This is a genomic window from Flavobacterium pygoscelis, from assembly GCF_023162025.1.
Lineage (GTDB): Bacteria > Bacteroidota > Bacteroidia > Flavobacteriales > Flavobacteriaceae > Flavobacterium > Flavobacterium pygoscelis.
Genome location: NZ_JALNUB010000006.1, coordinates 204,565 through 230,194 on the forward strand (window position 1 = coordinate 204,565; position 25,630 = coordinate 230,194).

General features: G+C 34.1%; 23 protein-coding genes and 1 tRNA gene. 11 read left to right on the forward strand and 13 right to left on the reverse strand.

What is annotated here, in order from left to right; genetic code table 11:
* Positions 1-5: 5 nt before the first annotated feature.
* From MW871_RS11520 to MW871_RS11535, 4 genes are all read left to right on the forward strand, one after another.
* The gene (locus MW871_RS11520; protein WP_248428645.1) at positions 6-1,439 is read left to right on the forward strand and encodes an LptF/LptG family permease; all 1,434 of its coding nucleotides are present in this window, start codon (positions 6-8) and stop codon (positions 1,437-1,439) included.
* 8 nt (positions 1,440-1,447) lie between these two features.
* Positions 1,448-2,581 carry a 3,4-dihydroxy-2-butanone-4-phosphate synthase gene (gene ribB / locus MW871_RS11525; RefSeq protein ID WP_210646051.1) on the forward strand — a complete coding sequence of 378 codons (1,134 nt, stop codon included), beginning with the start codon at positions 1,448-1,450 and terminating at the stop codon, positions 2,579-2,581.
* Positions 2,582-2,748: 167 nt separating this feature from the next.
* Positions 2,749-2,836: transfer RNA gene (locus tag MW871_RS11530), tRNA-Ser, on the forward strand.
* A 250-nt stretch (positions 2,837-3,086) separates the two neighbouring features.
* Positions 3,087-4,301: a site-specific integrase gene (locus MW871_RS11535; protein ID WP_248428646.1), complete on the forward strand. Its 1,215-nt coding sequence runs from the start codon at positions 3,087-3,089 to the stop codon at positions 4,299-4,301.
* Positions 4,302-4,439: 138 nt separating this feature from the next.
* On the opposite strand, the gene MW871_RS11540 is transcribed toward MW871_RS11535, so the two are convergent.
* Complete coding sequence (locus MW871_RS11540) at positions 4,440-4,733, reverse strand: MerR family transcriptional regulator (protein ID WP_248428647.1); 294 nt, start codon at positions 4,731-4,733, stop codon at positions 4,440-4,442.
* A gap of 1,534 nt (positions 4,734-6,267) precedes the next feature.
* Between MW871_RS11540 and MW871_RS11545 the strand changes: the two genes are divergently transcribed.
* Complete coding sequence (locus MW871_RS11545) at positions 6,268-6,660, forward strand: single-stranded DNA-binding protein (protein ID WP_188050761.1); 393 nt, start codon at positions 6,268-6,270, stop codon at positions 6,658-6,660.
* 45 nt (positions 6,661-6,705) lie between these two features.
* Complete coding sequence (locus tag MW871_RS11550) at positions 6,706-7,779, forward strand: DUF932 domain-containing protein (RefSeq protein ID WP_248428649.1); 1,074 nt, start codon at positions 6,706-6,708, stop codon at positions 7,777-7,779.
* Positions 7,780-8,156: 377 nt separating this feature from the next.
* On the opposite strand, the gene MW871_RS11555 is transcribed toward MW871_RS11550, so the two are convergent.
* From MW871_RS11555 to MW871_RS11595, 9 genes are all read right to left on the reverse strand, one after another.
* Positions 8,157-8,435: a molybdenum ABC transporter permease gene (locus tag MW871_RS11555; protein WP_248428650.1), complete on the reverse strand. Its 279-nt coding sequence runs from the start codon at positions 8,433-8,435 to the stop codon at positions 8,157-8,159.
* Between the two features lie 212 nt (positions 8,436-8,647).
* Positions 8,648-9,550: a conjugative transposon protein TraN gene (gene traN / locus MW871_RS11560; protein ID WP_188050764.1), complete on the reverse strand. Its 903-nt coding sequence runs from the start codon at positions 9,548-9,550 to the stop codon at positions 8,648-8,650.
* 33 nt (positions 9,551-9,583) lie between these two features.
* Complete coding sequence (traM, locus tag MW871_RS11565) at positions 9,584-10,873, reverse strand: conjugative transposon protein TraM (RefSeq protein WP_248428651.1); 1,290 nt, start codon at positions 10,871-10,873, stop codon at positions 9,584-9,586.
* Between the two features lie 285 nt (positions 10,874-11,158).
* Complete coding sequence (gene traK, locus MW871_RS11570; protein ID WP_188050766.1) at positions 11,159-11,782, reverse strand: conjugative transposon protein TraK; 624 nt, start codon at positions 11,780-11,782, stop codon at positions 11,159-11,161.
* Positions 11,783-11,801: 19 nt separating this feature from the next.
* A complete protein-coding gene (traJ, locus tag MW871_RS11575) occupies positions 11,802-12,794 on the reverse strand; it encodes a conjugative transposon protein TraJ (RefSeq protein ID WP_248428652.1) in 993 nt (330 codons plus the stop codon).
* A gap of 2 nt (positions 12,795-12,796) precedes the next feature.
* The gene (locus tag MW871_RS11580; protein ID WP_248428653.1) at positions 12,797-13,429 is read right to left on the reverse strand and encodes a DUF4141 domain-containing protein; all 633 of its coding nucleotides are present in this window, start codon (positions 13,427-13,429) and stop codon (positions 12,797-12,799) included.
* A 23-nt stretch (positions 13,430-13,452) separates the two neighbouring features.
* Complete coding sequence (locus MW871_RS11585) at positions 13,453-15,957, reverse strand: TraG family conjugative transposon ATPase (RefSeq protein ID WP_248428655.1); 2,505 nt, start codon at positions 15,955-15,957, stop codon at positions 13,453-13,455.
* Positions 15,958-15,962: 5 nt separating this feature from the next.
* Positions 15,963-16,286 (reverse strand): DUF4133 domain-containing protein, encoded by a 324-nt coding sequence (locus tag MW871_RS11590; RefSeq protein ID WP_248428657.1) that lies wholly within the window; start codon positions 16,284-16,286, stop codon positions 15,963-15,965.
* 10 nt (positions 16,287-16,296) lie between these two features.
* Positions 16,297-16,602 (reverse strand): DUF4134 domain-containing protein, encoded by a 306-nt coding sequence (locus MW871_RS11595; RefSeq protein WP_248428659.1) that lies wholly within the window; start codon positions 16,600-16,602, stop codon positions 16,297-16,299.
* 274 nt (positions 16,603-16,876) lie between these two features.
* Between MW871_RS11595 and MW871_RS11600 the strand changes: the two genes are divergently transcribed.
* From MW871_RS11600 to MW871_RS11610, 3 genes are all read left to right on the forward strand, one after another.
* Entirely contained in the window at positions 16,877-17,017 is a 141-nt protein-coding gene (locus tag MW871_RS11600) for a hypothetical protein (RefSeq protein ID WP_248428661.1), read from the forward strand.
* Positions 17,018-17,194: 177 nt separating this feature from the next.
* Positions 17,195-19,279 (forward strand): ATP-dependent endonuclease, encoded by a 2,085-nt coding sequence (locus MW871_RS11605; RefSeq protein ID WP_248428663.1) that lies wholly within the window; start codon positions 17,195-17,197, stop codon positions 19,277-19,279.
* Positions 19,261-21,186: a UvrD-helicase domain-containing protein gene (locus MW871_RS11610; RefSeq protein WP_248428665.1), complete on the forward strand. Its 1,926-nt coding sequence runs from the start codon at positions 19,261-19,263 to the stop codon at positions 21,184-21,186. Before MW871_RS11605 ends, MW871_RS11610 begins: the two co-directional genes overlap by 19 nt.
* A gap of 34 nt (positions 21,187-21,220) precedes the next feature.
* Here the strand turns inward: MW871_RS11610 and MW871_RS11615 are convergent, their stop codons facing one another.
* Genes MW871_RS11615 through MW871_RS11625 form a run of 3 tightly spaced genes read right to left on the reverse strand, consistent with a single transcriptional unit; the run spans position 21,221 to position 23,058 of the window.
* Positions 21,221-21,886, reverse strand: coding sequence for a conjugal transfer protein TraD (locus MW871_RS11615; protein ID WP_427854651.1), 666 nt, complete (start codon positions 21,884-21,886; stop codon positions 21,221-21,223).
* Positions 21,861-22,286 carry a DUF3408 domain-containing protein gene (locus tag MW871_RS11620; RefSeq protein ID WP_248428667.1) on the reverse strand — a complete coding sequence of 142 codons (426 nt, stop codon included), beginning with the start codon at positions 22,284-22,286 and terminating at the stop codon, positions 21,861-21,863. Before MW871_RS11620 ends, MW871_RS11615 begins: the two co-directional genes overlap by 26 nt.
* 4 nt (positions 22,287-22,290) lie before the next feature.
* Positions 22,291-23,058 carry a ParA family protein gene (locus MW871_RS11625; RefSeq protein WP_248428669.1) on the reverse strand — a complete coding sequence of 256 codons (768 nt, stop codon included), beginning with the start codon at positions 23,056-23,058 and terminating at the stop codon, positions 22,291-22,293.
* A gap of 729 nt (positions 23,059-23,787) precedes the next feature.
* Between MW871_RS11625 and mobA the strand changes: the two genes are divergently transcribed.
* Both mobA and mobB read left to right on the forward strand, forming a co-directional pair.
* Entirely contained in the window at positions 23,788-24,228 is a 441-nt protein-coding gene (gene mobA / locus MW871_RS11630; protein ID WP_248428713.1) for a conjugal transfer protein MobA, read from the forward strand.
* A complete protein-coding gene (gene mobB, locus MW871_RS11635; protein ID WP_248428670.1) occupies positions 24,225-25,529 on the forward strand; it encodes a conjugal transfer protein MobB in 1,305 nt (434 codons plus the stop codon). The genes mobA and mobB overlap by 4 nt, the downstream gene beginning before the upstream one ends.
* The last annotated feature ends 101 nt before the right edge of the window (positions 25,530-25,630 follow it).

Consider the following 25,630-nt stretch of genomic DNA (forward strand, 5'->3'; position numbering starts at 1 on the left):
ATTAGGTGAAAATTCTTGACAAATACTTATTAAAAACCTTTCTGACTACATTTGCTACGGTATTTGTAATCCTATTTTTCATATTTATACTTCAAACTGTTTGGTTATTTATATCGGAACTTGCGGGTAAAGATTTAGATTTCTTGATGGTTCTTAAATTTTTGGCTTTTTCGATGCCAAGGATTGTACCACTAGTATTACCCCTATCTATATTGCTTGCTTCGATCATGACTTTCGGGAATTTAGCCGAAAATTATGAATTTGCTGCAATGAAATCATCTGGAATTTCGCTTCAAAGATCCATGCGAAGTTTAACTGTTTTTATAATCTTATTAAGTATTGTTGCTTTCTTTTTTGCTAATAATGTGATTCCTTTTGCTGAGTATAAATTTATTAATTTTAGGAAAAACATAGCGCAACTCAAGCCTGCATTAGCAATTGCAGAAGGACAATTTAATGATGTTGGTTTTTATAATATCAAAGTAAATAAAAAAAGTGGACCAGAGGGAAATACTCTCACGGGAATCACCATTCATAAAAAATCTCAAATAGGTGACGGCAGTAAAACCGTAATTAAAGCTAAAAATGGTAAATTGATAAGTAGTGAACAGTCTAGCATTCTACAATTGGTGCTTAATGACGGTTATTATTATGAAGATATTGTACCCAAAAAATATGAAGATCGCGATAAAATGCCTTTTGCGAAAAGTTCCTTCAAAAAACAAATTATAAACATTGATTTATCTGAATTAAATAAAGTAGATGTTGATAAGGAATCCGTATCCAATACCAACACTATGTTAAATATTAGTGAACTCAATTACACATTAGATTCATTAAATAAAAACATAAAAACTGATATTCTCTCTTTTGCTGAAAATAGCAATAGTAAAATTGAATTTCCCAAGAAAAATAAATTTATTTCGACACCTAAGAATAAGCCATTACCTAATGATATTTTATCATTATACACAAATGCTGAAAAAATAGAGGTTTTAAAAATGGCTAATAGCAATATAGCGAATAGCATTTATTCAATAGAAGCATCAAATGCAGAGTTTTTAAACAAACATAAAAACATTAACAATCACCTATTAGCACTTTACGATAAGTTTGTAATTATTTTTGCTTGCTTTTTAATGTTTTTCATAGGAGCTCCATTAGGTGCAATTATTAGAAAAGGTGGATTAGGACTTCCTATTGTTTTTGCTATTTTGATATTTATAACTTTTCACTTTATAAATACTTTTGGAAAAAGATTAGCACAAGAGAACGGAATGACTCCATTTATGGGCGCATGGTTATCCTCTCTAATTCTGACTCCATTAGCTATTTTATTGACTTATAGAGCTACTAATGATATAGGTTTAATCAATATGGATGTTATATTAGCTCCATTCCAAAAACTACTAAAAAAACTATTCCCAACACAAAACTAATACCCGAAATGGACTTAAATAAAATACAACTCAACACAATTGAAGAAGCAATTGAAGACATTCGTCAAGGCAAAATAATAATTGTTGTTGATGATGAAGATCGTGAAAATGAAGGTGATTTTTTGGCTGCTGCCGAAAAGGTAACTCCTGAAATGATTAATTTCATGGCTACACACGGACGTGGTTTAATCTGTGCTCCTTTGACAGAAAGCCGTTGTAAAGAATTAGGTCTTCACGTAATGGTTACTAATAATACTGATCCAATGGAAACTGCTTTTACAGTTTCAGTAGATTTAAGAGGGAATGGTGTAACTACAGGAATATCTGCAGCTGACAGAGCAAAAACTGTTTTGTCATTGGTTAATACTGATACAAAACCACATGATTTGGCAAGACCTGGACATATTTTTCCTTTAATTGCAAAACAAGGTGGTGTTTTAAGACGTACAGGGCACACAGAAGCTGCTATTGATTTTGCGCGCTTGGCGGGTTTTAAATCAGCAGGAGTAATTGTTGAAATTATGAATGAAGATGGAACTATGGCACGTTTGCCTCAATTGGTAGAAGTCGCTAAAAAGTTTGATTTAAAATTAGTTTCAATTGAAGCTTTGGTTGCCTATCGCATGCAACATGACAGTTTAATTATCAAAAAAGAAGATTTTGATATAGAAACGCGTTTTGGAGCTTTCCGTTTAAGAGCGTATCAGCAAACGACCAATAAACAAATTCATATTGCATTAACAAAAGGAACCTGGAATCTAGGAGAACCTATTTTAACACGCATTAACTCATCTCAAGTAAATAATGATTTATTAGGAACGCTAACAAATAATGCCGACCAGCAGTTAGACGATATGTTCAAAATAATTAATGAGCAAGGCAAAGGAGCTGTTATTTTTATTAATCAAGATATGCAATCTGTAAATTTATTAAATCGTATCACTGAATTAAAAGAATTACAGACAAAGGGTGAAATGAAAGCACCAAAATTAAAAATCGATAATAAAGATTTTGGAATTGGTGCCCAAATTCTACATGATATTGATATTTCAAAGATAAGATTGGTGTCTAATACGAAACAAGAAAAACGCGTTGGAATGATTGGTTATGGACTTGAAATAACAGAATACGTTAGTTATTAAAAGTTTTTAGTTTCATTTCTGAAATTATTTTCAAAGCTAAAACAAAGGAAATGAAAGGTTTAAAAAATACTTTAAAAAACAGTTGAAATTTTTATTAAAATTGTTTTTGTAAACCGAAAAAGGTGCTTATATTTGCACTCGCAATCAGATAACGAAAGCGACATATTGGAGAAATGGCAGAGCGGTCGAATGCGGCAGTCTTGAAAACTGTTGACTGTAACAGGTCCGGGGGTTCGAATCCCTCTTTCTCCGCCACATAGAGTTTCAAAAGAAACTTTAAAAGTCAAAAGCCTTTAAATACTAGTATTTAAAGGCTTTTTTGTTTTCTGTCAAGACTCAAAAGACACATATACTATCAAAGGCTAGTGTCCCTATTAGTGACCCTCTTATTTTTCATTAAAAATAGGGACACTAAAATTCAAGTATTCCCTGGGAATTCCCCGTGAATGCTAGATACTTTCAAAGTTTTTAAATCAATTTGATTATTAATTTAAAAACCTAAATTATGTTAAAAGTAATTTTTTTCCTCAAGGCCGGAAAAGCAAATTCAAAAGGAGAATCTCCTGTCTTTGCGCGAATCTCCCACAATCAGCAATCTATTGATATGACCACCAGTAAACGTATCTCTAAAGAGAGATGGCAATTTACTAACAACCTTCGAAATGTGCTTAAACTTGAAAAAGAAAAAGTACTCAAACATGCCTTGGACATATTTGAGTTGAACCTCGAAAAAAAATTTAATGAGTTGACTAAAGTTGACCCAGAAATCTCTTTGACTCAACTTAAAAATGAGTTTACAGGGAAAACAAAAACTGAAGGGACAAGCATTTTACACCTGATAGAAACGCATAATAACTATTTTCAAAAAAAGGTCAATACAGACGAAAGATCTAAAGCATCTTTCCAAAAATATGAACGCTCCAAAGAACTACTGACCATCTTTATGAAAAAGCAATATGGAATTCAAGATATTTCATTAAATGAAATATCTAGCGCCTTCATTTATAATCTAGAATCTTTCCTTAAATATGAAAGTGTTTATAAAGGGCGGGTTGGCATTAAAAACAATTCGGTGGTAAAGTATATGAGAATGTATAAAACAGCCTGTTATTACTGCATAAGGATGGGTTTGATAGATAAAAATCCATTTATACTTTACGATGGTAAATTAAATATTAAGAATGCAGTATTCCTAACTCAACAAGAGTTAAACCGCATTGAAAATAAAATGTTCACGACGGAGCGTCTTGAGAGAGTAAAGGACACTTTCCTTTTTAGTTGCTACACAGGATATGCTCCTGTAGATGCATCAAAACTTACTTCAAATAATATATTCCAAGACAATAATGACGCACTTTGGATTATGACTAACAGAACAAAAACGGCAATCAGAGCAAACGTACCTGTACTCCCTCCCACTCTTAAAATTATCAGTAAATATAAAGACTTACAAATAGGATTAATCCCTCAAATATCAAATCAAAAAATGAATGCATACCTTAAGGAAATTGCGGATTTATGCGGAATTGATAAAAACCTGACCTGGTATGTCGCAAGACATACTTTTGCAACCACCGTAACTTTAGGTAATGGTGTTAGAATAGAAAATGTTTCTTCAATGATGGGGCATACAAATATTAAACAAACGCAACATTATGCTAAGGTTTTAGATGTAAACGTAATGGAAGACATGGAAAAACTGAAGGAAAAATACGTATAGTCTTTCATCACCATTCCTAATAGAGATATCTTTTAAAAAACCAGGTATTCTCAACAAAAAAGGATTCCCGCAGGAATCCTTTTTTGTTCTAATTATTCGTATCGCAAGAATCTCCAGTTCTTGATTTTATTTCTATTTTCAATGTCCATTCTTATTCAGTAATTTTTCTATTTTACTTGCCTCATACAAAAATATATCACCCATCTTAGTATACGGCAGAATTCCTGTTTGTCGATACTTAACAATAGTGTTACTTGAAAATCCAAAAACTTTTTTTAAATCTTCATTTCTATAATACTGTGGAAACTTGTTATTATTAGAAGATACAAGCTTAACTTCAATTTCATCTAATTTGGAATATAATGGTAGTAGTACTTTTTTTAAAATTATTATCATCTCTTCATGTCTCTTTTCTTTTTCTTCTTTTCCCATAACGTATACATTTTAATAGTCAATTAATTTTCTGAATCGTAAGATTGCAGCCCCTTAAATACATACTATGATTTAGTTAAATATTCCTTCTTTGATAGCAATATCATAATAATTTTTTCAAGGTAGCGCAATTGCTTCTCCCTATACGTATAACCTACACATTCCGAAAAATGCCTACTCGAATCTAAGATGCGATGCTGGAAACCGCCGTCTCCAAAGTATGTGAAATTTTTTTCAATGAAGTTTTGAAAAAGCCTTCTGTTCCTTTTCTTATCTACTGGATCAAAATATAATATTCCATCTTCCATCAAAATGTGAAACAAATAGACTAATTCACCTTTTTGCAGACTAGAACCACATTTAACAGTTTCAACACCTTCCGTAAGTAATATGTGATGACTTTTCACAAAGCCAATTCTAAATAGATAGTCCTCAACAATTCCTAGTCTTTCATGTAAATTCTTGACCATATATAGATCATCGCCTAAATTTTTTCTATTACACTTCATAATTCCATAGCATTGCGGAAGTACAAATCATTGTTCTTAATCTAAAATTATTTTGCACTTACTCGTTTAACATTTAGCTCCAAAACTTAAATTTAAAGCAATACAGCGTAAACAAAACTATATGTCATACAAAGTCACTTTTTGACCATTTTTGTCCAACCGTACTAAACAACTATAATTCAACGAATTAACTTTCACCTTCACATCAAGAATAATATATTTATTAAATAATTTATACAGTTCACAATTTAGGTTGATCCTCAAAGCACATTTATAACTCCGCTACGCTCCATTATAATAGAGCTTAATCGGATATCTTATAAAATAATTTTAAAAAATAATGGCGTTATACTATTCATTATTTCTTAAAATACTTTTACGTGGCTTTCATAGCCAGATATTATAATAAAATATTATCGAATGGAACTTTTAAAATTGATCCTCAAAGCACATTTATAATTCCGCTCCACTCCATTAAAAAAGAGCTTAGTCGGATGTCTAATAAAATAATCATAAAAAATACTATTGATTATTTTTTAAGATCCTTTTACCTGGCTTTCGAAGCCAGATTTTTTAGCAAAGTAGAAAAAACTTAAAGTTTTGAAGTCATTCTTTATGGCTGATCTCTTTTTTCGAACACATTGAACCATTTTGAACAGACCTTTTCTACAACTTCCACTCCTTTTTTATTCAAGTGCGAATATGCTTTTCTGTCCCATTTCAAGAGCAAAGGTATACTAGTGTTCTTAACGCAAAAAAAAGGTCATGCCCTACGGGTTTGTCAAAAAATCTCCATCCGCCGAGGCGGATAGTATTTATTTGACAAAACCTTGTTTTTGCTAAACACTAACCTTTTATGCTCTCGAAATGAAACATAGCATACTCCGACTCTTTAGACGAATAAAAAAAATGTCAATCATGGAAAATAACAGCTTTAGAAATGGAAACAGAGTGAAACGAAACAGCTCCTCCTCTCATTGCCGAATAAATTAATTAAAAAATTATAACTCTAAAAATTAGAAATTATGAACATCATCGGAAGACTGACATGGGATGCGGAAGTACGCACAACGTCACAGGAAAAACAAGTAGTAAACTTTTCGATAGCTATCAATGAAAGCTATCGCAACAAACAGGGCGAACGCATAGAGCAAACAAGCTATTTTGATTGCTCGTATTGGCGAAGTCCAAATGTAGCGAAGATACTGACCAAAGGCGCTTTGGTAGAGCTTACAGGCAGAGTAAGCACTAGAGCGTGGACAGCGAACGACGGGGAACTAAGAGCAAGTTTAAATTTTCATACGGCTACTATTAAATTGCATGGAGGCGGTAAGAAAACAGACAATCTACTTGACATCTCAGATCAAGAAAAGAGGAAAGTTACAGAACATGAAACGGTCGATGATCTACCTTTTTAACACCTTTTATTTAATTATTTTTCAACCTTTTAAAATTTTAATATCATGGCACACAATTTAAATTTCAACGAAAGAACGGGACGTTATTCATTTTTTAGCGTACAAGAAAAAGCATGGCACGGCTTAGGTCAAATAGTAACAGACTATCCTACAAGTTCGGAAGCTATCCAGCACGCTGGACTTGATTATGAGGTAATAAAAAGCCCTATTTTAACAAAAGTCTCAAATAGTATTGAAAATACAAACGCTACCGAAATCAGAGATAATGAGCTGGAAGTTCCTAATTATTTTGCTACTATCCGCAATGATAACAATACTGTATTGGGCGTAGTAGGCAAAGATTATCATATCGTACAAAATCGAGAGGCCTTTAGTTTTTTTGATTCTATTGTAGGTGGTACAGATGGAATCATGTACGAGACTGCAGGCGCATTGGGCAATGGGGAACGCATTTTCATTACTGCAAAATTACCTGACTATATTCGTGTGGGTAATGGTGACGATGTCACAGAAAAATACATTTTCCTTACCACTTCTCATGATGGTAGTGGAAGTATTACGGCAGCTTTTACACCTGTTAGAATTGTTTGCCAAAATACGCTTAACGCTTCACTTCGAAATATGAGCAATGTAGTACGCATCCGCCATACTTCGGGAGCTAAACAACGTTTAGATAACGCTCACAAAGTAATGGGATTAGCAAACGAATTTAGTAATCAACTTGAGGGGATTTTTAATGAATGGGCAAAAGTAAGAGTAAATGACAACGAGGCAAAAAAATTGATACAACTAGCACTATGTCCCAATAAGGAAACCTTACAGCATATTAAAAACGGAAATGAGGACGAAATATCCACCGTTTTTAAAAACACGGTTGAAGATGCTTTTGCCTATGCTATGACAAGCGACTCACAACAAATGGAAACGACAAAAGGCACTTTGTTTGGAGCTTATAACGCAGTTACAGGCTACTACCAAAATGTACGTAGCTATAAGGATAATGAAGCCAAATTGCAATCTATCATTTTGGGCGGTACTGCACAGATAAAATCACAAAAAGCTTTTGAACTGTGTGCCTCATTTCAAAAAATAGGTACTGACGTTTTTAACTTCAATTAAACAAATTTTAAAATTAAAGGCGACTACTCACTGAAGCAGTCGCCTTTAATTATTTTTTTTATTTTTAAGAAAAGAGTTTTTTCTAAATTTTAAGAATTTTAGAACATAACCTATTCCGGTTGCATTACTCCAAAATTTGGCTGCAAAAAGACACTCCCTTCCCTTGGTCGGAAAAGTCTTTTTGCAGGAAGCGGTACAACCATTTTACCAAAACAGCAATAGCGCAGCTTCTCATTGCTCTTGCTATTTCACCAAAAAGGTCGCGATTATAATATAGTATATTCATTATCCTATTAATTTTTACTGGACTTCTTTTCTTTCAATATAAGCGTCAAAAGAAACGAAGCAAAAGAATGCCGCTTTATTTTATTTTGGTTTTAAACGTGTACATACGATACCTCTTTTTGAATCATCTCTTTACTATCTTTATTTTCTCTTGAATAGCTCCACAAAAAAAGGAGTCCAAAAACAATTAGAATATAGGCTATCCATTTTCCTGTACGTTCCAGAAATGAAATAAAGACTGATTTTTCATAACTGGAAAAACCTTCTGCACCCAAAGAACTTCTTCTATAAAATTTTCTTCTGTTAATCCAATAACGCATACCGAAACCACTTAGTAAAGCTAGAATACTTAAAACTAATGTTGCATACATAATGTGATTATTATAGTTTTCAGTTTCTAAATTTAAGAGAAATTATTTTTAAAAAACCTAAGCTATTGATTTAAAGCTAATTAAATAATAAAATATGTAAATCAAACAAAAACAGGCTCTGTCATTACGAGTGACACAGCCTGCTTTCCATTTTAATATTTTGAAATTTTGTAGAGACTAATTATAAACAGCCACCTTCAAAAGCATCTATTTCAGTCACGAGAATTGCTGTCCGTTATTAGTCTCGCCTTGACCAAATCTGAATTTTTAAGTTTTAACAGCTGATGTCTATCTCCGTTTTTCTCATAAATCTCTATCAGCAATACTTTGTCATTAGCAATTGTAAATTGATTTAATAGAAATATATTTGGTTCTACTGTTTTACCTTTAATTTCGCCCAATGGCTTATATAATTTCAGTGGATTCAACGTCCTTTCTTGTATTACTGTGCGTTTAGCTAGCTTTTTGTCCACTACTTTGAAAGTAACAAAATCGATATTGAAGGAGACATGACTGCAATTAGTAACTTGAGTATGGAAATAGAACTTGCCATCATCGATGTAGAGTCCTTTCAATAAGAATTCGATACCAAAACTTCTAGCTCCCTTATTTTTTATTATACGTTTGTCTTTTTTATATATCGTTTCCATTAAATCGCTTACCAATGAAGGCGAATTCTTTCCGAGTTCCTCAAAAAGAACATCATTTGTAGGTGATCTACTAATCCCTTTCTGCATTCCTAAAAGATTATAATTCAGATCTACAGCTAGAGGATTGTAATCCACATTGAAATTATAAAAATGGCCATCTTCGGTAATTACAGAAAAGTTGGTTTCTTCCTCAAAATTGCGCACTGAAGCTTTTACTCGTAATACATTTTCCGCATCTTCTGCTTTGCTCGCAATCAAATAATCACTTCCTAAATCTACGTATCGGATTGCAGCAGGAAATACTAGATGCGAAGTTTTATTGTAAGTTACCTCTATTTTATATGGGTCGATTTTTTCTAAATTCAATTTTTGGGCATTATTAACAGTCACTTGCCCTTCTGATTCCGTACTGTATCCTAAAACTAAGACCAGTACTAGTATTAAAGCTTTTATTGTTGTTTTCATATTTTTTTTATTAAATTTTATAAAGGGGAGCATTTAATTTTTTGAGACTAGAAACACTTGAAGTCCTGACTTCAATGTTACTTTTGGAGTTTTCATTTTTTTTGAAAAATAACCTGATATACCTTGTACCAGACCACGGCTCAAATCGCCGGCTATTTGTTGCCCAGGGGAACTAGAAAGCATAATACTGCTTCCTGAGGTTTGCCCCATATTGGCAGCCATTTCTTTTACAGCGCTCATTTCGGGGGAATAGGGTACAAATAATCCTTGTTGTCCATCTAAACCATAAATAGTAAGATCAACTGGAAGGATAGTGCCATCCAACTCAATGGAAGAAATTTTCATTTGCAGCCTTCCTTGATTAAATTTTGAATTTGCCGTCAATACTGTCCCTTGTGGAATAATACGGTTTTGCATTTTGGCAGGCTCTAACAAACGTAAACGAACATTACTTTCCACTGATACTACCTGTGTGGTTTGAATGATGGCACGAACACTATTTTTGGGTTGTGACTCTTGTTCTATTTTCCCAACTGTAATGAATCCTCGATTGCGACTTTCGCTCCAATTGGCTATAAAAGTGCTATCAGGAAGATCTCTATGCAATGACGAAACCGCACTTTTGCGAGCAGGAACAATTGAAATAAACGACTCCTTTTGACTCGAAGAATTAGCAATAGGTACCGTTTTTTCCGTTGATGCTGTATTCGTAGGCAAGTATTTTGCAGCCATCTGATAGGATTTTTCCATTAGCTCCAATTGGATATCTACTGGATTCATAGGCGCTTCGTCTTTTCTAGCCAGTTGTGCTTTTAATTCATCCAATTGTTTCTGCAATTCTTGTGTCTCAGCAGTATCGTTTTCATAAAAAGTACCTAATGTCTTTTTGGCATTGCGATAACTATTCAGCGAAGTATTGGCATTAGCTTCTTTTTCATTTTCAGGATCATCATCAATTGCGTCATGGGGGTTACCTTCACTCCAGTAATCGGAAAGCGAGCTTAACGTATTTTGCTTTTGTTGATTTTTTTCGTCCACCAATTCTTGTTCATAGGCTTTTTGTTTATCATGCTGTAAGCCGACAGTAGAGGCTTGAGGAACTGAATCATTAAGACCTACTCCTTCTTTCTTTTTTATGTCTTCCGATGGTTTAAAAATTAAATACATACAACCAAGAAATACTATACTCATCAACGCGAACAGGATTGGCTTTTTAAATTTTTCTAATTTATTAGCTGAATGTTCTCGTACTATATCTGTACTTTCATTTAAGTTTCCATCCGTAACCAAGACCGTATTTTTTTTGTTTTCACTTTCTTTCATGTTTTCTGTTTTTTATAATTAATAGCAATGAATCCCCGAACCTTGTCGTGGATTCGTTCTTTTTGAGAAGAGCGTTTTCAATACGCTCCACATCCAGCTTACTGCTGTCCTTTCTTGTTTCAAACCAAACGCTAAGGGTAACAACTACCGTAAGAATCAAATAACTGATAAAACAATACAGAATATACTTGTACTGTTTCTTTAAAGGGAGCGCTCTCCAGCGTTCATCAACCTTTACTAACCATAAGTCAATATTTGTTCGTAGATTTTCCATCTTGGTTTATTTTAGCGTTCTATAATTTCTAAATCATTATTCTGCACTACAGTAAACTTTTCTATGTTGAAGCCTTGCGGATTAGTATCTGAACGCACCGAATTCACAAGATAGCAGGAGGTAATTAGATTGCGTTTGGTTACATTACTAGAGCGAATGATGATTTGTTTAGCATAGGTTTTTACAGCATAAGGATAGGTTTCGAAGTTACACACCACACTATCTACTTCAAGTCGCTGTTGTACATTCCCCGAAATGATCCGATTGTAATATCCCTTTTCAGCTAAGTCTTTGTAATAATTAAAAGCGCTTTTGTCTGCTAGATTGAAGGCTCTTTTCACATTATTTTCTATAGCATCCTTGTCAGGTGCGAGCGTAAAAAAAAGCTCATGAAATCGGCGTACATGCTCCCGAGCTTCTACAGGACGATTGATTGAAGCATCTTGCGCCAGCGCTAGCATTAATGATTTTCCGTTATCCAATACATAAACTTTTTGACGCTGCAATTCTGCAAATCGATACGATTCCCAAATTGCATATCCTGCTACTCCACTACAGAGTACTGCAAAGACTATGGCATACAGTCTGATTTGCTTAAAGCTATTTTCGATATTTCTTAATGTTTTAAATTCCATTTTCTTCAATTTTAAATTGTTACTGCATTAATCTGCCTCCAATATTTCCGGCAACTGCTCCCGTACCAGCACCTACCATATTTCCAGTTTTGGTGGTAGTTTGGTTTAGGTTGCGCATAAAATTACCTGCTCCCCCAGCCTGAATAATCCAGCCAGTCACCGTGGGAATCGTGAAGTAGCCAATGATGCCAATAATCATAAAAATGATGTACACCGTACTGGATGAATCTGGAATAAAACTGGGATCGGATAAACTGTCGATATCCTTTTGGAGTATTAACGATTGGATCTTGGACAACATCGCGCTAAAAAGATCAGAAACTGGCAACCAGAGATACACACTAATGTATCGGGTAAACCACTGCGTCAGCGTGGACTGAAACCCATCCCAGACGGAAATAGCAAAAGCTATAGGTCCTAAAATTGATAGCACAATTAAAAAAAAAGTTCGAATCGTGTCAATGACTAGTGCGGCAGCTTGAAAAAGCACTTCTAAAAACTCTCGAAAACTGTCCCGAATCATTTTCTTTACCCCGTACATTTCTCTTTCGATATACATACCCGATATGGTTGCTAAATCTGAAGGTGTCCAGCCGAGTTCATCTAGTTTTTTATCAAATTCTTCATCCGATGCTAAATAGGCAGTCTCAGGATTTCGAAGCATTGCCTCTCTTTCCAGTTGGTCTTTCTGCTGTTGTAAAACATTCAAATCCAAAACTTGGTTTTCTAAAATACTATGTGTTCCTTTTACAATTGGACTAAGCACCCCATTTAGTGTTCCTAAAACAATCGTTGGAAAAAACATGATACAGAGTCCTAAAGCAAAAGGTCTAAGTAGCGGAAATACATCTATCGGTTCTGCGCTACTTAGTGCCTGCCACACTTTTAATGCAACATAAAACAAAGCACCCAATCCAGCTAAACCTTTTGCTACTGCTGCCATATCAGCTGATAGTGGTAACATCTCGTCATAGAGCGAACGTAGTACTTGGTGTAGATTACTAAATTCCATGATTACCAATATTTTTGATTAGCAGTTCCATAAAGCTCCAATACCCTTTTACTACTGTTTGCTTTCTTAGCTCGCAGATAACTAACCGATATATTTTTATTGGTAAAATAACGAACCAAATTGTGGTACTCTTTTACTTTTATATACACACTATCAATAATATCCATACGCTCCTTATCCGTAAGTGACAAGCTGGAAGAGTTTACAATTTGCTTTAGCTCTTTTAGAAGTTCAGTACTTTCATTCAGTAAGATGGAATACCCGTTAGCAATAGCCGTTAATTCTTGTTCATTGAAATTAGTATCGTTCAACATTTTTCCAAAATTCTTTACATACATCTCAGAAACATCACCAACAAGTAATACAGTCTGTTGTACTTTTCGAGCATCTTTCACTAGATTGTTTACTGCCTTTAGCTTATCATAATATTCTTTTCCCTGATTGTACACTTTTTGGACTTCTTTAAAGTTATTAATCATGTTAGTCGCAGTGCTCGAAGTCTGTATGATCTGTCTCGCTGAATTGACAATTCCTTGGGCTAAATTAGTAGGATCAGTTACCACCCATTGTGCCTTAGCAGTCGGTATCACAGCAAATAAAATTGCCATGCATACCATAATTTTTAAATTTTTCATTTTTACTTGTTTTTAAATGTTTACTATTTGTTTTCTTTTTCTCTTTTTTCAAGAGCTAATCTTTTGATGGCTTGCTCTACATTTCCATCCAGTTCTCCCGCAAGACGCATCACTTCTAACTTTTCGGTTTCTTCTGTCGTATACGCTAAATATTCTTCAAGACTCACTTCTGTGGCATATACTGCAGAATGCGTTCCTCCTAACCCAATCCAAACTTCTTTGTACAACCTATTGGGATCATTGTTCATATTGATCGAAAGTACCTGCGCTTTTTCTTTCTCGGTTAGACCAAGCATGGCTTGGATATCATCAAATTTGTTCATGTACTTGCGTTGATCAAGAAGTATTTTGCAATCCGAATTATTAATGATACTTTCTTTCACAATTGGAGATTGGATGATATCATCTACTTCTTGGGTTACCACTATCGCTTCTCCAAAAAACTTCCGTACGGTTTTAAAAAGGTATTTGATGTACTCCGCCATTCCTTCTTTTGCAATAGCTTTCCAAGCTTCTTCAATCAGAATGAGCTTCCGAACTCCTTTCAAACGTCGCATCTTATTGATAAAGACTTCCATTATGATGATGGTCACAATTGGAAAAAGGATTTTGTGATCCTTGATGGCATCAATTTCGAAAACAATAAATCGTTTGGAAAGTAAGTCGAGTTGATTTTCAGAATTCAGTAGGTAATCATATTCTCCACCTTTGTAATAGGGTTCTAATACATTGAGAAAGTTGTCAATATCAAAGTCTTTTTCTCGTACCTTTTTTTCTTCCAATACCTTTCTATATTCTCCTTGCACAAATTCATAAAATCCGTTGAAGGAAGGAAATTCATCTTTCTGCTTGATACGCTCGATATAACCGCTCACGGCATTGGACAATGCTACTTCTTCGGATCGAGTTGGTGGTTCATCATCCCTTTTCCATAAGGTTAATATCAAAGTTTTGACACTTTCTCTTTTCTCAATATCGAATATGCCATCATCGGTGTAGAAAGGATTAAAGGCAATTGGATTGTCTTCGGTGTACGTGAAATATACCCCATCTTCGCCTTTGGTTTTTCCTTTGATGAGTTCGCATAATCCTTGATAGGAATTACCCGTGTCTACCAATAAAACGTGTGCACCTTGCTCGTAATATTGCCTGACCATGTGATTGGTGAAAAATGACTTTCCAGAGCCTGAAGGCCCCAAAATAAACTTATTCCTATTCGTGATAATACCCTTTTTCATTGGCAAATCAGAAATATCCAAATGGATGGGTTTTCCTGTAAGTCGGTCAGCCATTTTAATTCCGAAAGGAGACGGCGAACTTTTATAGTTGGTTTCCTCCGTAAAAAAACAAAGCGCAGGTTCGATGAATGTGTAAAAACTTTCTTCACTTGGAAAATCTCCTGCATTGCCTGGCATTCCTGCCCAATAAAGCGTCGCAACATCAGTAGTGTTGTGCCTTGGCTTGCATTCCATCAACGCCAAAGCACTACCTGTATCGTTCTTTAATTGTTTTAGTTCTGCCGGATTGTCAGACCACGCCATCACATTGAAATGCGCTCGAATAGAAGCATGACCAAACGAATGCGCTTCGTTCAAATAGCGTTCTATCCATTCTTTGTTGATTTGATTAGCTCTGCTATACCGTGCCAAGGAATGCATATTTCGTGCTGATTTCTCAAACTTCCGAAGGTTGTCCTCACTGTTATCCAAAAAAAGATACTGGTTGTAGATGTGATTGCAAGGTAACAGTAATCCAACTGGTGCAGCGAAAGACAACAAACAATCACTCCTATCGGTGGACAGCTTTTCGTAACGGGTCTCCGCAGTTACCGAACTTGGCAAATCATCGGTATCAGACAACGTATGCAGGCAAAGTCTTTTATTTCCAATACGAACTTCTTCCGCTCCCAAAGCAATATCTTGCATTGGTGTTCCCTCCTCTCTTGAAAGACTTAGATATTGTTCCAATAATCCTTGTTTATCATTTGTTCCAATGATGTCTTCCTCACTCAATCGCTCTAATTTTATAAAACCAGAATCATTGACAATCCGCTCAAATTGCGCTACCGATTCCATAAAACGATGCATTGTTTCCTTATCTCTTATTTCTTTTGGGATAAGGACACCTTTGCAAAGCGAAGAGAAATTACTCTGCAATCGCATACGCTCTTTGGACGTTTTTGTTAAGAACAGATAACAATAGTGATTGAGAAACGGACGCTCATTAAAATGTTGTTGGTAGGATTTTGCCAAAAAACTCAAATCTTCTTTTGCAATATCCGGAGCATAATTTTCCTTAATGTACCAATCCTGTTTGTGTACTACAGTATAATCGGGCAATGTCTTGATCGCCTTGTGCCATGCCGAATGAATGGCTTCATATTCCGCAGAGGCTACTGTGAAAAGTTCTGGTAGCTGTACTCGAAAACAAGCGGTGATATCAGCATCCTTTGAGATGATACAATTATGTTCTACTGCCAACAACGGAAACTTACTTTCCAGCGTAGTTGCTTTTGATTTATTTCTCATAGCTATTACAATTTGGATTTAAACTTAAAATAACGATGCACAGGCTTTCGACAGATGATATAACGTGGATGTCGTTTATTGGCTCCTACTTTCATCAAACCATGTTCACCGTACTTTTTGTTTAGTGAAAAAGTTTGCCACACCAATAGTGATCCCCCACCGATTCCGATAAACAGACACAAATAAGAATTGACTCCAGTCATGTATAAGATCATAATTAGGATAAGCATCCCAAGCAGTCCACCTGCAAATAGGAACAAGTACTGTGCTTTCAGTCCTTTGAATTCTACTGTTCTTCCTATTCCCTTATTAATATTGTAAGTATTCATAAGGCAAAAACTAAAGGAAAAAAGAACGTAAAACCGTCGCCGCTACAATCAAAAAGATACAAGCACCAAACCAACTCGCTGCAGTCTTGCTAGTATCAGGATCACCACTACTAAACTTGTTGTACACCTTGACCCCTCCAATGAGCCCTACAACTGCTCCAATAGCGTAAATAAGTTTTGTAGCAGGATCAAAATAAGAGGTAACCATTTGCGTAGCCTCAGTAATTCCCGCTGTTCCGTTTCCTTGTGCAAATGCACCAAATGCTGACAGCATAGTCACCGCTACCAGAACTACTTTTTTTCTGTTTTTTTTCATGATTTTAATAGATTAATTTGTTCTTAATTCCTGCACTTTGCAGGATTTCCCAACAAAGGTGTTTTAGAAAAAGAGACGTTAAAATAATTTGGCATTATATGGAATCACTTGGTTGCAGGTGGCTTTTGCAACTTCGATTTGGCAAGCGAAATTGAAGTATTCTAGCTAAACTGTATTGAAACTTGACTGTAAAAATATGATCTTGTCAAACTTGTAATTTATTCTCCTATTTTGTTTAAATTTGAATTATTAGGACAAGTCTTAGAAATTCAAAATGTCATTAGTACAGCTCATAAAAGAATTAAGAGACTGTAATATTTTATTCCTGAAGGAAATCGAAGCCGCCTTACAATTAGACAATGCATTTATCAGTAAAATAGAAAATGAAAAAGGTTATTGCCAAGAAAACATTTAGGAAATCTTTTAAATTTTATGAATGTTCCGTTAGATGAATTATTGATTTTGTGGTTATCCAATAAAATGGTTGAGTTATTACAAAATGAACATTTATCCGAGCAGGCTATGAAAATGACCCATAAATGATTAAAGCAGATCAAGTAGAAAAACTAATAAGAAACTATTAAAAGCGATTATGAAAATAAAAAAAATAGAAGTTGAGAATTTCAGATTGCTGAAGGATTTTTCAATGGATCTGGAAGACGAGCTTTCACTTGTCATTGGAAAAAATAATACCGGTAAAACTTCGATTCTTACGATCTTGGATAAATTTTTGAATGAAAAAACCAAGTTTTCTTATGATGATTTTAATATTGATTTTAAAAATGAATTAGAAGGTTTAATTTTATCTGTTGAAACATCTCCAAATTTTTTGGATAAAGGCGTTAAACTAAAATTATTTATTGAATATAATGAAGCCGATGATTTGTCAAATGTTAGTAGGGTTTTAATGGACTTGAACCCTGATAATAATAAAATTGTTTTGGGCTTTGAACATAAAATTAATTATGACGATTTTTTAAAAATAAGAAGTGATTTTACAATTTTTTCTGCAAACGAGATAGCCAAGAATGCTAAAAAGCAGGAATACAAACCACGAGAGCTAAAAGACTTCTTAAAACAAGAGATGGACAAATATTTCCGTACTCATAAAATGTCTTTTGAATATAATATTAGCAACGATGCAGTTAATGAAATGAATTTCATTAATCTTGACAAAGAAGGTATTGGTATAAAAGATATAATTAGCTTTAAATACATTAGTGCACGAAGAGATGTAACCAATAAGGAAAAAGAAAATACACTTTCAAAACAAACTTCAAGCTTGTATAAAAAAGAAGAAGATAGTAGTGATAAAACTCAGGCTACAGAAAATTTTAAAGACCAACTATCAGAAACAGACAGTACATTAAGCGATATCTATAAAGACCTATTCAAAGGTGTTATAAAAAAGGTTCAAGATTTTGGTGGTATTAAACTCAACGATACGGAAATTGCTATCATATCTACACTACAGCATAGAGAATTGTTGGAAGGGAATACAACGGTTGTTTATACGCACGATGACCATAAGTTGCCAGAGCACTACAATGGCTTAGGCTATATGAACCTCATAAGTATGATTTTTGAGATTGAAATTCTTGTCCAAGATTTCAAAAGAGATAAAGACAAAAAACCAGCAGACATCAATTTATTAATTATAGAAGAACCCGAAGCACATACGCATCCACAAATGCAGTATGTGTTTATTAAAAATATAAAAAAATTACTTGGTGAAGGTGTAATTAGAGAAGACGGAATAAATAGACCACTGCAATATATTATTACAACACATTCATCTCATATTGTTGCCGATAGCGATTTCGATGATATTAAATATTTGAAGGCAAACGGAAAAAATAATGTAACTGCAAAAAATTTGAATGATTTGAGAAAGCAATATGACGCCGACCCAAGTCAGTACCAATTTCTAAAACAATATTTAACGATTAGTAGAGCTGAAATTTTCTTTGCAGATAAAGCAGTTCTAATTGAGGGAGATACTGAAAGAATCTTAATTCCAACCTTTATGCGAAAGGTTGATTTAGAAGAAGCTGTTCGGCTAAAATCAGAAAATAAAGAAGATGCTTTTCTACCATTATTATCTCAAAACATATCTATTATTGAAGTTGGTGCATATTCACAAATTTTCGAAAAGTTTATTGCTTTTTTAGGTGTGAAATCTTTGATTTTAACAGACATTGACGCAAAAGGAGACATTGGGAATAAAAATAAAGATGGTAATCCAATTATAGAAGCTTGTCAAGTGACTAATGGAACAGAAACAAGTAATACCGCTTTATTACACTTTTTATCTGGCACATCTTGGGATGATTTAAAAACCCTCACGATAGAAAAAAGAATAAAAGTCATAGACGGAATGACTATTTGTCTATGTTATCAGCAGGTAGAGGATTCTTATCACGCAAGAAGTTTTGAGGATGCTTTCATTCACATTAACCGAGCATTTGTAGATGGTAAAAAAGAAGAATTTCAAGGATTGAAAAACAGAAATTTATTTGATGATGCTGCAAATAATGCTTTTGTGTTAGCTGATAAATGTATCAAAAAGAAAACTCACTTCGCGTTGGATATTTTATATCATAGCGATGAAAAATTTGGTAATTGGAATATTCCTGCATATATTAAAAATGGTTTGTTATGGCTGAAGGAAGATTAGATTTAGAACTCGAAGTACAAGAAATATTTCAATCAATTGATGCAGGTAGAAATTTTCTTCTTAGTGGTGGAGCTGGTAGCGGCAAAACCTATTCATTAGTAAGTGTAATTCGTCAAGCAATTTTAGAAAATCCAACTGCTAAAGTTGCTTGCATGACATATACGAATGCAGCGGTAAAAGAAATTGAAGAAAGGGTTAATCACAAAAACCTAAATGTATGTACAATTCACGATTTTCTATGGGATAATATAAAGCACTTTCAAAAAGAGCTTAAAGAAGCTATTATCTCATTGAATAATGATGAAGAAGTTACTAGAATTTCTATTGATGATATAATTCCTGATACGTTCTATGAGGATTTAGAAAAAGGAATACAATATAAGGAGTATATTAGGTTAAGAGATGGTATTATATCTCACGATGAATTGCTTTTAATTGCAAACTATCTTTTTGACAAATATCCAAAGCTGAGCAGTATTGTAAAGGATAAATACCAATTCATATTTATTGATGAGTACCAAGATACAAGTGAAACGGTTGTAGATATATTCCTAACTCAATTCAAGAAAAGTGGAAGAAAGAATACTATTGGTTTCTTTGGTGACGCTATGCAATCAATTTATGAGGATGGAATCGGAAATTTAAATGAATACAAAGGTGATGGTGAAGATAAAGTAAAAGAAATTCCAAAGAAACAGAACAGGAGAAATCCTCAGCTTGTTATTGATCTGGCAAACAAGTTGAGGACAGATGGTATTATACAAGAACCCTCTATTGACACTAATGCACCTAATATGACTGAAGGTTTGGTGAAACAAGGTACAGTGTTGTTTTTACATTCAACCGATGGTGATATTGACAAAGCAGAAAAGTTCTTAGCGGAAAATTATGCTTGGGATTTCAATAATTCTAAGCAAACAAAAGAGCTTAATCTTACACATAATTTGATAGCTGACAAAGCGGGGTTTAGAGAATTAATGGATATTTACGATAGTGACCCTATCATTGGATTAAAGACTGACATCCTTAAAAAAATAAAGGATAACAAAAAAAATAATAAACCAGAAATTGCAATAGATAATAATGACACTTTTGATGTTGTAGTCGATAAATTCCAGTTGAAAAACATACAAAGAAACTTAAAGAAAGATATTTTATTAGCAGACCCAATAAAGGCAGAATTGTACAATAAATTAAAAGACAAGCTGTTTTCAGATGTAAGGAAAATTTATATGAATAAAGATGCCCTGACTGACGATAAAAAACAAGATAAAGATGATGAAAACAAGAAAGGGTCAAAAAGAGACAACTTAATTAAACATTTGTTCAAAATTCAGAATAGTATATCTCTTTATAAAAACAAGCAATATAACGAATTTTTGAGAGTTACAGATTATAGAATACATATAAGAAGTATAGCCAACAAAAGGCAGTTGAAAGAGAATATCGATAATCTTATAAATGTTGGAGAAAAAACAATTGAGGAAGTTATTACTGATGCTCACGAAAAAGGTATTTCCGTGATAGACGACAGATTACTTAAATTTAAGGAGAATAACGAATATTTATATAATCGTGTCATGGATGTCAAATTTAATGAGTTTCAAAAGTTGTATGAATACTTAGAAGGTCAAACCCCATTTTCTACGCAACATAAAACTAAAGGTGCTGAATTTGATAATGTATTAGTTATTCTCGATAATGGAGGGTGGAATAATTACAATTTTGAAAAAATGTTCTTGGGAACAGCTACTCCAAGTGTCTTAGAAAGAACTCAGAAATTATTTTACGTTTGTTGCACAAGGGCTAAAGAAAGTTTAGGTGTATATTTTCATAATCCAGACGCATCGGTAATTTTAAAAGCTAAAGAATGGTTTGGCAACGATAACGTAATTAAAATTGATTAAGTAGCTAATTATTTATAAAAAAACAAAGGGGAGCCTATACAAACTCCCCAATATCAAAATCTTCCAAATCCTTTTTATGCAAAAAAGAAGAACCAGAATCCGTCTCTGCAGAAAGTGTACCGTCTAGCAGCTTGGCTATTTTTTGAGAAGCATCTTCGATAGAATTTTCCAATAGGTCGAATAATTCAGTTCCTTGTATTTTCTGAAGTAGGACTGTTGCTGTTTCCTTTTGAGAGGGTCTCATTTTCTCTTTTTTTAACAACGTTTTTACAATGCTTAATTCTTCAAAGGTAACCCCTTGGGCAAAACCGTTATCGCCATCGGAAATTCCATAACTATTCCATTCTTCTTCTTCATTCTCAAAATCAGGTGCATCCCCAAAAACTTCATCCAGCTCTTCTGGTAGCCTTTGTATTTCGATTTTTTTTTCGTCGATTTCAATGTCAAAATTATCACTAATTTGTTCCTCTTTTTGCTCCTGACTTTCATTGTCGTTTTTTGGCACAGCAAGGCTTCTTTGAGGCTTGGGTTGTCCCATAATATCAGGAAGCTTTGGATTGTTTTTATGCTGTATTGGCTTTTGCTCGTGATGCTTTTTAATGAGAATTTTGTCTTGTAACAGCAGTACAATAACAATAAGCAAGCAAATTACGATTACTGTTTCCATAACTTCTTTATAAAATGGGTTTGTATTTATCATTAAAACTCTTGGTAATCTGCTCACCAAATTCCTGAAAATGGTAATCCAGTAAATTATCTAAATAAGCATAAATAGTAATCTTGTCTTCACCTATCACCTGAACGATACGGGAAAGTTTTTCGTGAAAATCGGGTCTGATATAGACCGTTTTTCCGTCGCGTGCATTGGTATCGATTCTTTTGAAAAAGATACTTTCGTAAGCATCTTCGCCTCCCCTTTTACCCCTACTCTTTTCCTTAATCATAGTTTTTACCTTGGGAAGCTCTTTAGGATTAGTATTTTCTATTTCCTTTTCTATAGGAATTTGAAATCCTTCCTTTTTTATACCATCAACCATCAGGTTCATCATCAACTCCTCATTAATTTCGGGAGTAGATTTATTCTTATTTTTTTTCTCCATAATTCTATAATTGAATGATTTTTAAAAATTCGTTTATAAATTGATCTAACTGACAAGCTTTCATCAAACGTTCATCGGGAGGCATTACCGTTGAACGAAATACGGTTTTGCTATTCTCTTCGCTTTCTTTGCGGAAGCGAGTACTGTTCTTGATTTGGCTTTGCATAAGACTTAATCCCAACTGCTCGATAAGTTGGTTGTAAACATCGTACAAAGGGGTACTTTCCCTGCCATCGACCTGATTCCAAAACAGATTGATAGTTTCTATAAAAGTTGCTCCTTTTTTCATAATTACATCTTGTAAAAGTTGTGTAAAAATGAGTGTACTCTCCATTACCAAGCGGTCAGCCGTAATAGGCGTAAAAATGTGGTGCATTCCAGCCAAAGCTTTCAGGATACCGGGAGTGTTGACTGTTCCAGGGAGATCAAAAAATAGAATATCAATTGGTACAGCAGCATTATTTAAAAATTCCTGAGCAGCCTCCAATACGCTTTCCGCTTTGTGTTGAAGAATGGGATAGGCTTTTTTGTTGATGGTGGTAAATTGTTTGTAAGCTAGTTTTTTCAAATGCTCATTTTCCATTACCATGGCAAGATCCCGAGATTTCATTTTAATCAAACTGTGCTGTGGAAAATCGGCATCAAATACGGCAACATTGTAACCCAATCGATAATGCAATGTACTTGCAACCAATGTTGTAAACGTACTTTTTCCGACACCGCCCTTTTGAGAAGAAAAGGCGATAAATTTTGTTTTGTGATTTGCATTCATATTTCAGTTTTTTTAATTTTTTATATATTCAATTAATTGTAGATGTACATCTTCACTTAATTGCATAGTACAGTATATCTAATCCTCGCTACCTATGGTTTTATGTAGTCAAGTAGGTAACGAACAAAGTATCTATACACTTATCTGTGTCTTTAAATCGATAGGTAAATAGATAAATATTGACCCGCTGATGTACTTAGAAACCTAAATAGGTCTGTACTTAATCTTATAATTAGGTAGTTCAATTCATAGCTAATTATAGCTGTATGACAGTACTTTTCTACAATACTACATGCGTAGTTGTGTTGTTATTCCTGTACCTAAATATGTATTTATGTTTGTTTATGAGTACAAATAAAGGAGCTAATACATCTATGTTTTAGTAGAAGGTATTTATTGGCTTTTAGTGGCGTTGTTTGGCAATGCTTCCTTCTACAACATTCTAAAATTCTATTATTTACTTTGTTTAAATACAAATAAAATGAACCAATGAAAGGATCTAATCAATATCTGGGTACGAACTGGAAAGGCTTAAAGCCGTTTTTTCCCTGCTATACTAAATCCTGTTCCGCCGACAGGTGGACGGATTATCTGTTTACCAGAACAGAGCAAGTTGTGTTTTGAGGCACTCGAAATGAATTCCGTGCCTCAAAACAACTTGCCCCCTGCGGCGGGGCTAAAAACTCCTTCCAAAGTCGGGGTTTTCTAAAAATTAAAATTGGAATGATGATGGAGAATCAAGAGAACAAAAAACAACACAAAGGTGGTAGGAATCCCAAAAAGGATCCTAGCATACACCGTTATGTTTTTCGTTTAACGGATCAGGAAAATGCTAAATTCCTATCTCTTTTTGAAACTTCAGGAGCAGACAATAAAGCTCGTTTTATTACTTCGGTTCTATTTGAAAAGCAAATAAAAACGGTAAAAGTAGACATGGCAGCAATGGATTATTATATGCGCTTAACCACTTTGTATGGTCAGTTTCGTGCTGTTGGTGTTAATTACAATCAAATTGTGAAGATACTGTACCGTAATTTTTCCGAGAAAAAAGCAGCAGCCTATCTATTTAAATTGGAAAAACAAACGATAGAACTAGCGCAGTTATGCCGCTATATCGCTCAATTAACAGCAGAGTTTGAATTAAAACATTTGAAAAAAGAAGAAAAATGATAGCAAAAATAGGTCGTGGAGCAAATATAATTGGTGCGCTTTCGTATAACCATTTGAAAGTTGATCAAGAAAATGGAACAATACTAGCCACCCATAGAATAAGAGAAACAGTCAATGGACAGTTTACCGTCAACCAATTATACAGTTCTTTTGAACCTTACCTATTTGCGAATAAACGAACAGAAAAACCAGTTTTACATATCTCTCTCAATCCCAATCAAAAAGACGACGTAAGCGATGAAGACTTTAAAAACATTGCAAAAGAGTATATGGAACTTATGGGATATGGAGATCAGCCCTATGTTGTATTCAAACATACAGATATTGAACGCACTCACATTCATATTGTTTCGACCTGTGTAGATCGTTACGGTAAAAAACTACCTGATTCCTATGAAAAATTACGTTCGATGGAAGCTTGTCGTTCATTAGAACTGCAATTCCAATTACAACCTGCAACTGCAAAAAATCGAAATCCAAAAGAAGCAATTTTCAAACCAATTGACTATAGAGAGGCTAATATAAAGAGCCAAATAGCATCAATAGTTAGGCATCTTCCAAAGTATTACCAGTATCAAAGTTTAGGAGCGTATAACGCTTTACTTTCTCTTTTTAATATAACCGCTGAAGAAGTAAAAGGAGAGCTCAATGGCATACCAAAGCAAGGCCTTGTCTATTTTGCATTGAATCAAATGGGACAAAAAGCAACTAATCCATTTAAATCCTCTCTTTTTGGAAAACAAGCTGGAATGGATAGTTTGCAAGAATATTTCGAAAAATCGAAAGAAAAAATGAAAACTGAACCTGCAAAAGAAATCCTAAAAAAAACGATCGAAGTTGCGATTCATACCTCTTCTAATGAAACCGATTTTAAGAAACAGCTACTAGAACAAGGTGTAAATACGGTTGTTCGAAGAAATGACCAAGGACGCACTTACGGAATGACTTTTATCGACCATGAATCACGTACCGTTTGGAATGGATCACAATTGGGTAAAAATTTATCTGCTAATATTTTTAACGACTGTTGGAAAGAAACAACATCTCAAAAACCTCAGGAAACTATAAAGAGTTCATCGTTCGAATCTAAAAAGGAAACTAAAATACAAACAGAAAAACCACATTCACTTTTTGATTTTGTTGATAGAAATCAGTCAACCCAACCTAGTACTACTTTTGGACTTACAGAAAGCCTTGCTAGTTTATTGCCCGAATCTCAAGGTGAAGATTACGAAGAACAGACTTTTGCGAATCAGATGAAGAAAAAGTTGAAACGAAGAAATTATCGAGGAAAGAAATAGATTCTTAAGTTCTCCGACAGACAAATAGCGCCACTAATAGCCATTTGAAGTCACTTCGTTTAATGGATTTATCCTAACTATTAAATTCACTTGCTGAAATT

Coding starts and splice junctions, on each gene's coding strand:
- ribB (WP_210646051.1), top strand. CDS start 1,448: ATGGACTTAAATAAAATACAACTCAACACAATTGAAGAAGCAATTGAA.
- MW871_RS11535 (WP_248428646.1), top strand. CDS start 3,087: ATGTTAAAAGTAATTTTTTTCCTCAAGGCCGGAAAAGCAAATTCAAAA.
- MW871_RS11540 (WP_248428647.1), bottom strand. CDS start 4,733: ATGGGAAAAGAAGAAAAAGAAAAGAGACATGAAGAGATGATAATAATT.
- MW871_RS11545 (WP_188050761.1), top strand. CDS start 6,268: ATGAACATCATCGGAAGACTGACATGGGATGCGGAAGTACGCACAACG.
- MW871_RS11550 (WP_248428649.1), top strand. CDS start 6,706: ATGGCACACAATTTAAATTTCAACGAAAGAACGGGACGTTATTCATTT.
- MW871_RS11555 (WP_248428650.1), bottom strand. CDS start 8,435: ATGTATGCAACATTAGTTTTAAGTATTCTAGCTTTACTAAGTGGTTTC.
- traN (WP_188050764.1), bottom strand. CDS start 9,550: ATGAAAACAACAATAAAAGCTTTAATACTAGTACTGGTCTTAGTTTTA.
- traM (WP_248428651.1), bottom strand. CDS start 10,873: ATGAAAGAAAGTGAAAACAAAAAAAATACGGTCTTGGTTACGGATGGA.
- traK (WP_188050766.1), bottom strand. CDS start 11,782: ATGGAATTTAAAACATTAAGAAATATCGAAAATAGCTTTAAGCAAATC.
- traJ (WP_248428652.1), bottom strand. CDS start 12,794: ATGGAATTTAGTAATCTACACCAAGTACTACGTTCGCTCTATGACGAG.
- MW871_RS11580 (WP_248428653.1), bottom strand. CDS start 13,429: ATGAAAAATTTAAAAATTATGGTATGCATGGCAATTTTATTTGCTGTG.
- MW871_RS11585 (WP_248428655.1), bottom strand. CDS start 15,957: ATGAGAAATAAATCAAAAGCAACTACGCTGGAAAGTAAGTTTCCGTTG.
- MW871_RS11590 (WP_248428657.1), bottom strand. CDS start 16,286: ATGAATACTTACAATATTAATAAGGGAATAGGAAGAACAGTAGAATTC.
- MW871_RS11595 (WP_248428659.1), bottom strand. CDS start 16,602: ATGAAAAAAAACAGAAAAAAAGTAGTTCTGGTAGCGGTGACTATGCTG.
- MW871_RS11600 (WP_248428661.1), top strand. CDS start 16,877: ATGTCATTAGTACAGCTCATAAAAGAATTAAGAGACTGTAATATTTTA.
- MW871_RS11605 (WP_248428663.1), top strand. CDS start 17,195: ATGAAAATAAAAAAAATAGAAGTTGAGAATTTCAGATTGCTGAAGGAT.
- MW871_RS11610 (WP_248428665.1), top strand. CDS start 19,261: ATGGCTGAAGGAAGATTAGATTTAGAACTCGAAGTACAAGAAATATTT.
- MW871_RS11615 (WP_427854651.1), bottom strand. CDS start 21,886: ATGATAAATACAAACCCATTTTATAAAGAAGTTATGGAAACAGTAATC.
- MW871_RS11620 (WP_248428667.1), bottom strand. CDS start 22,286: ATGGAGAAAAAAAATAAGAATAAATCTACTCCCGAAATTAATGAGGAG.
- MW871_RS11625 (WP_248428669.1), bottom strand. CDS start 23,058: ATGAATGCAAATCACAAAACAAAATTTATCGCCTTTTCTTCTCAAAAG.
- mobA (WP_248428713.1), top strand. CDS start 23,788: ATGGAGAATCAAGAGAACAAAAAACAACACAAAGGTGGTAGGAATCCC.
- mobB (WP_248428670.1), top strand. CDS start 24,225: ATGATAGCAAAAATAGGTCGTGGAGCAAATATAATTGGTGCGCTTTCG.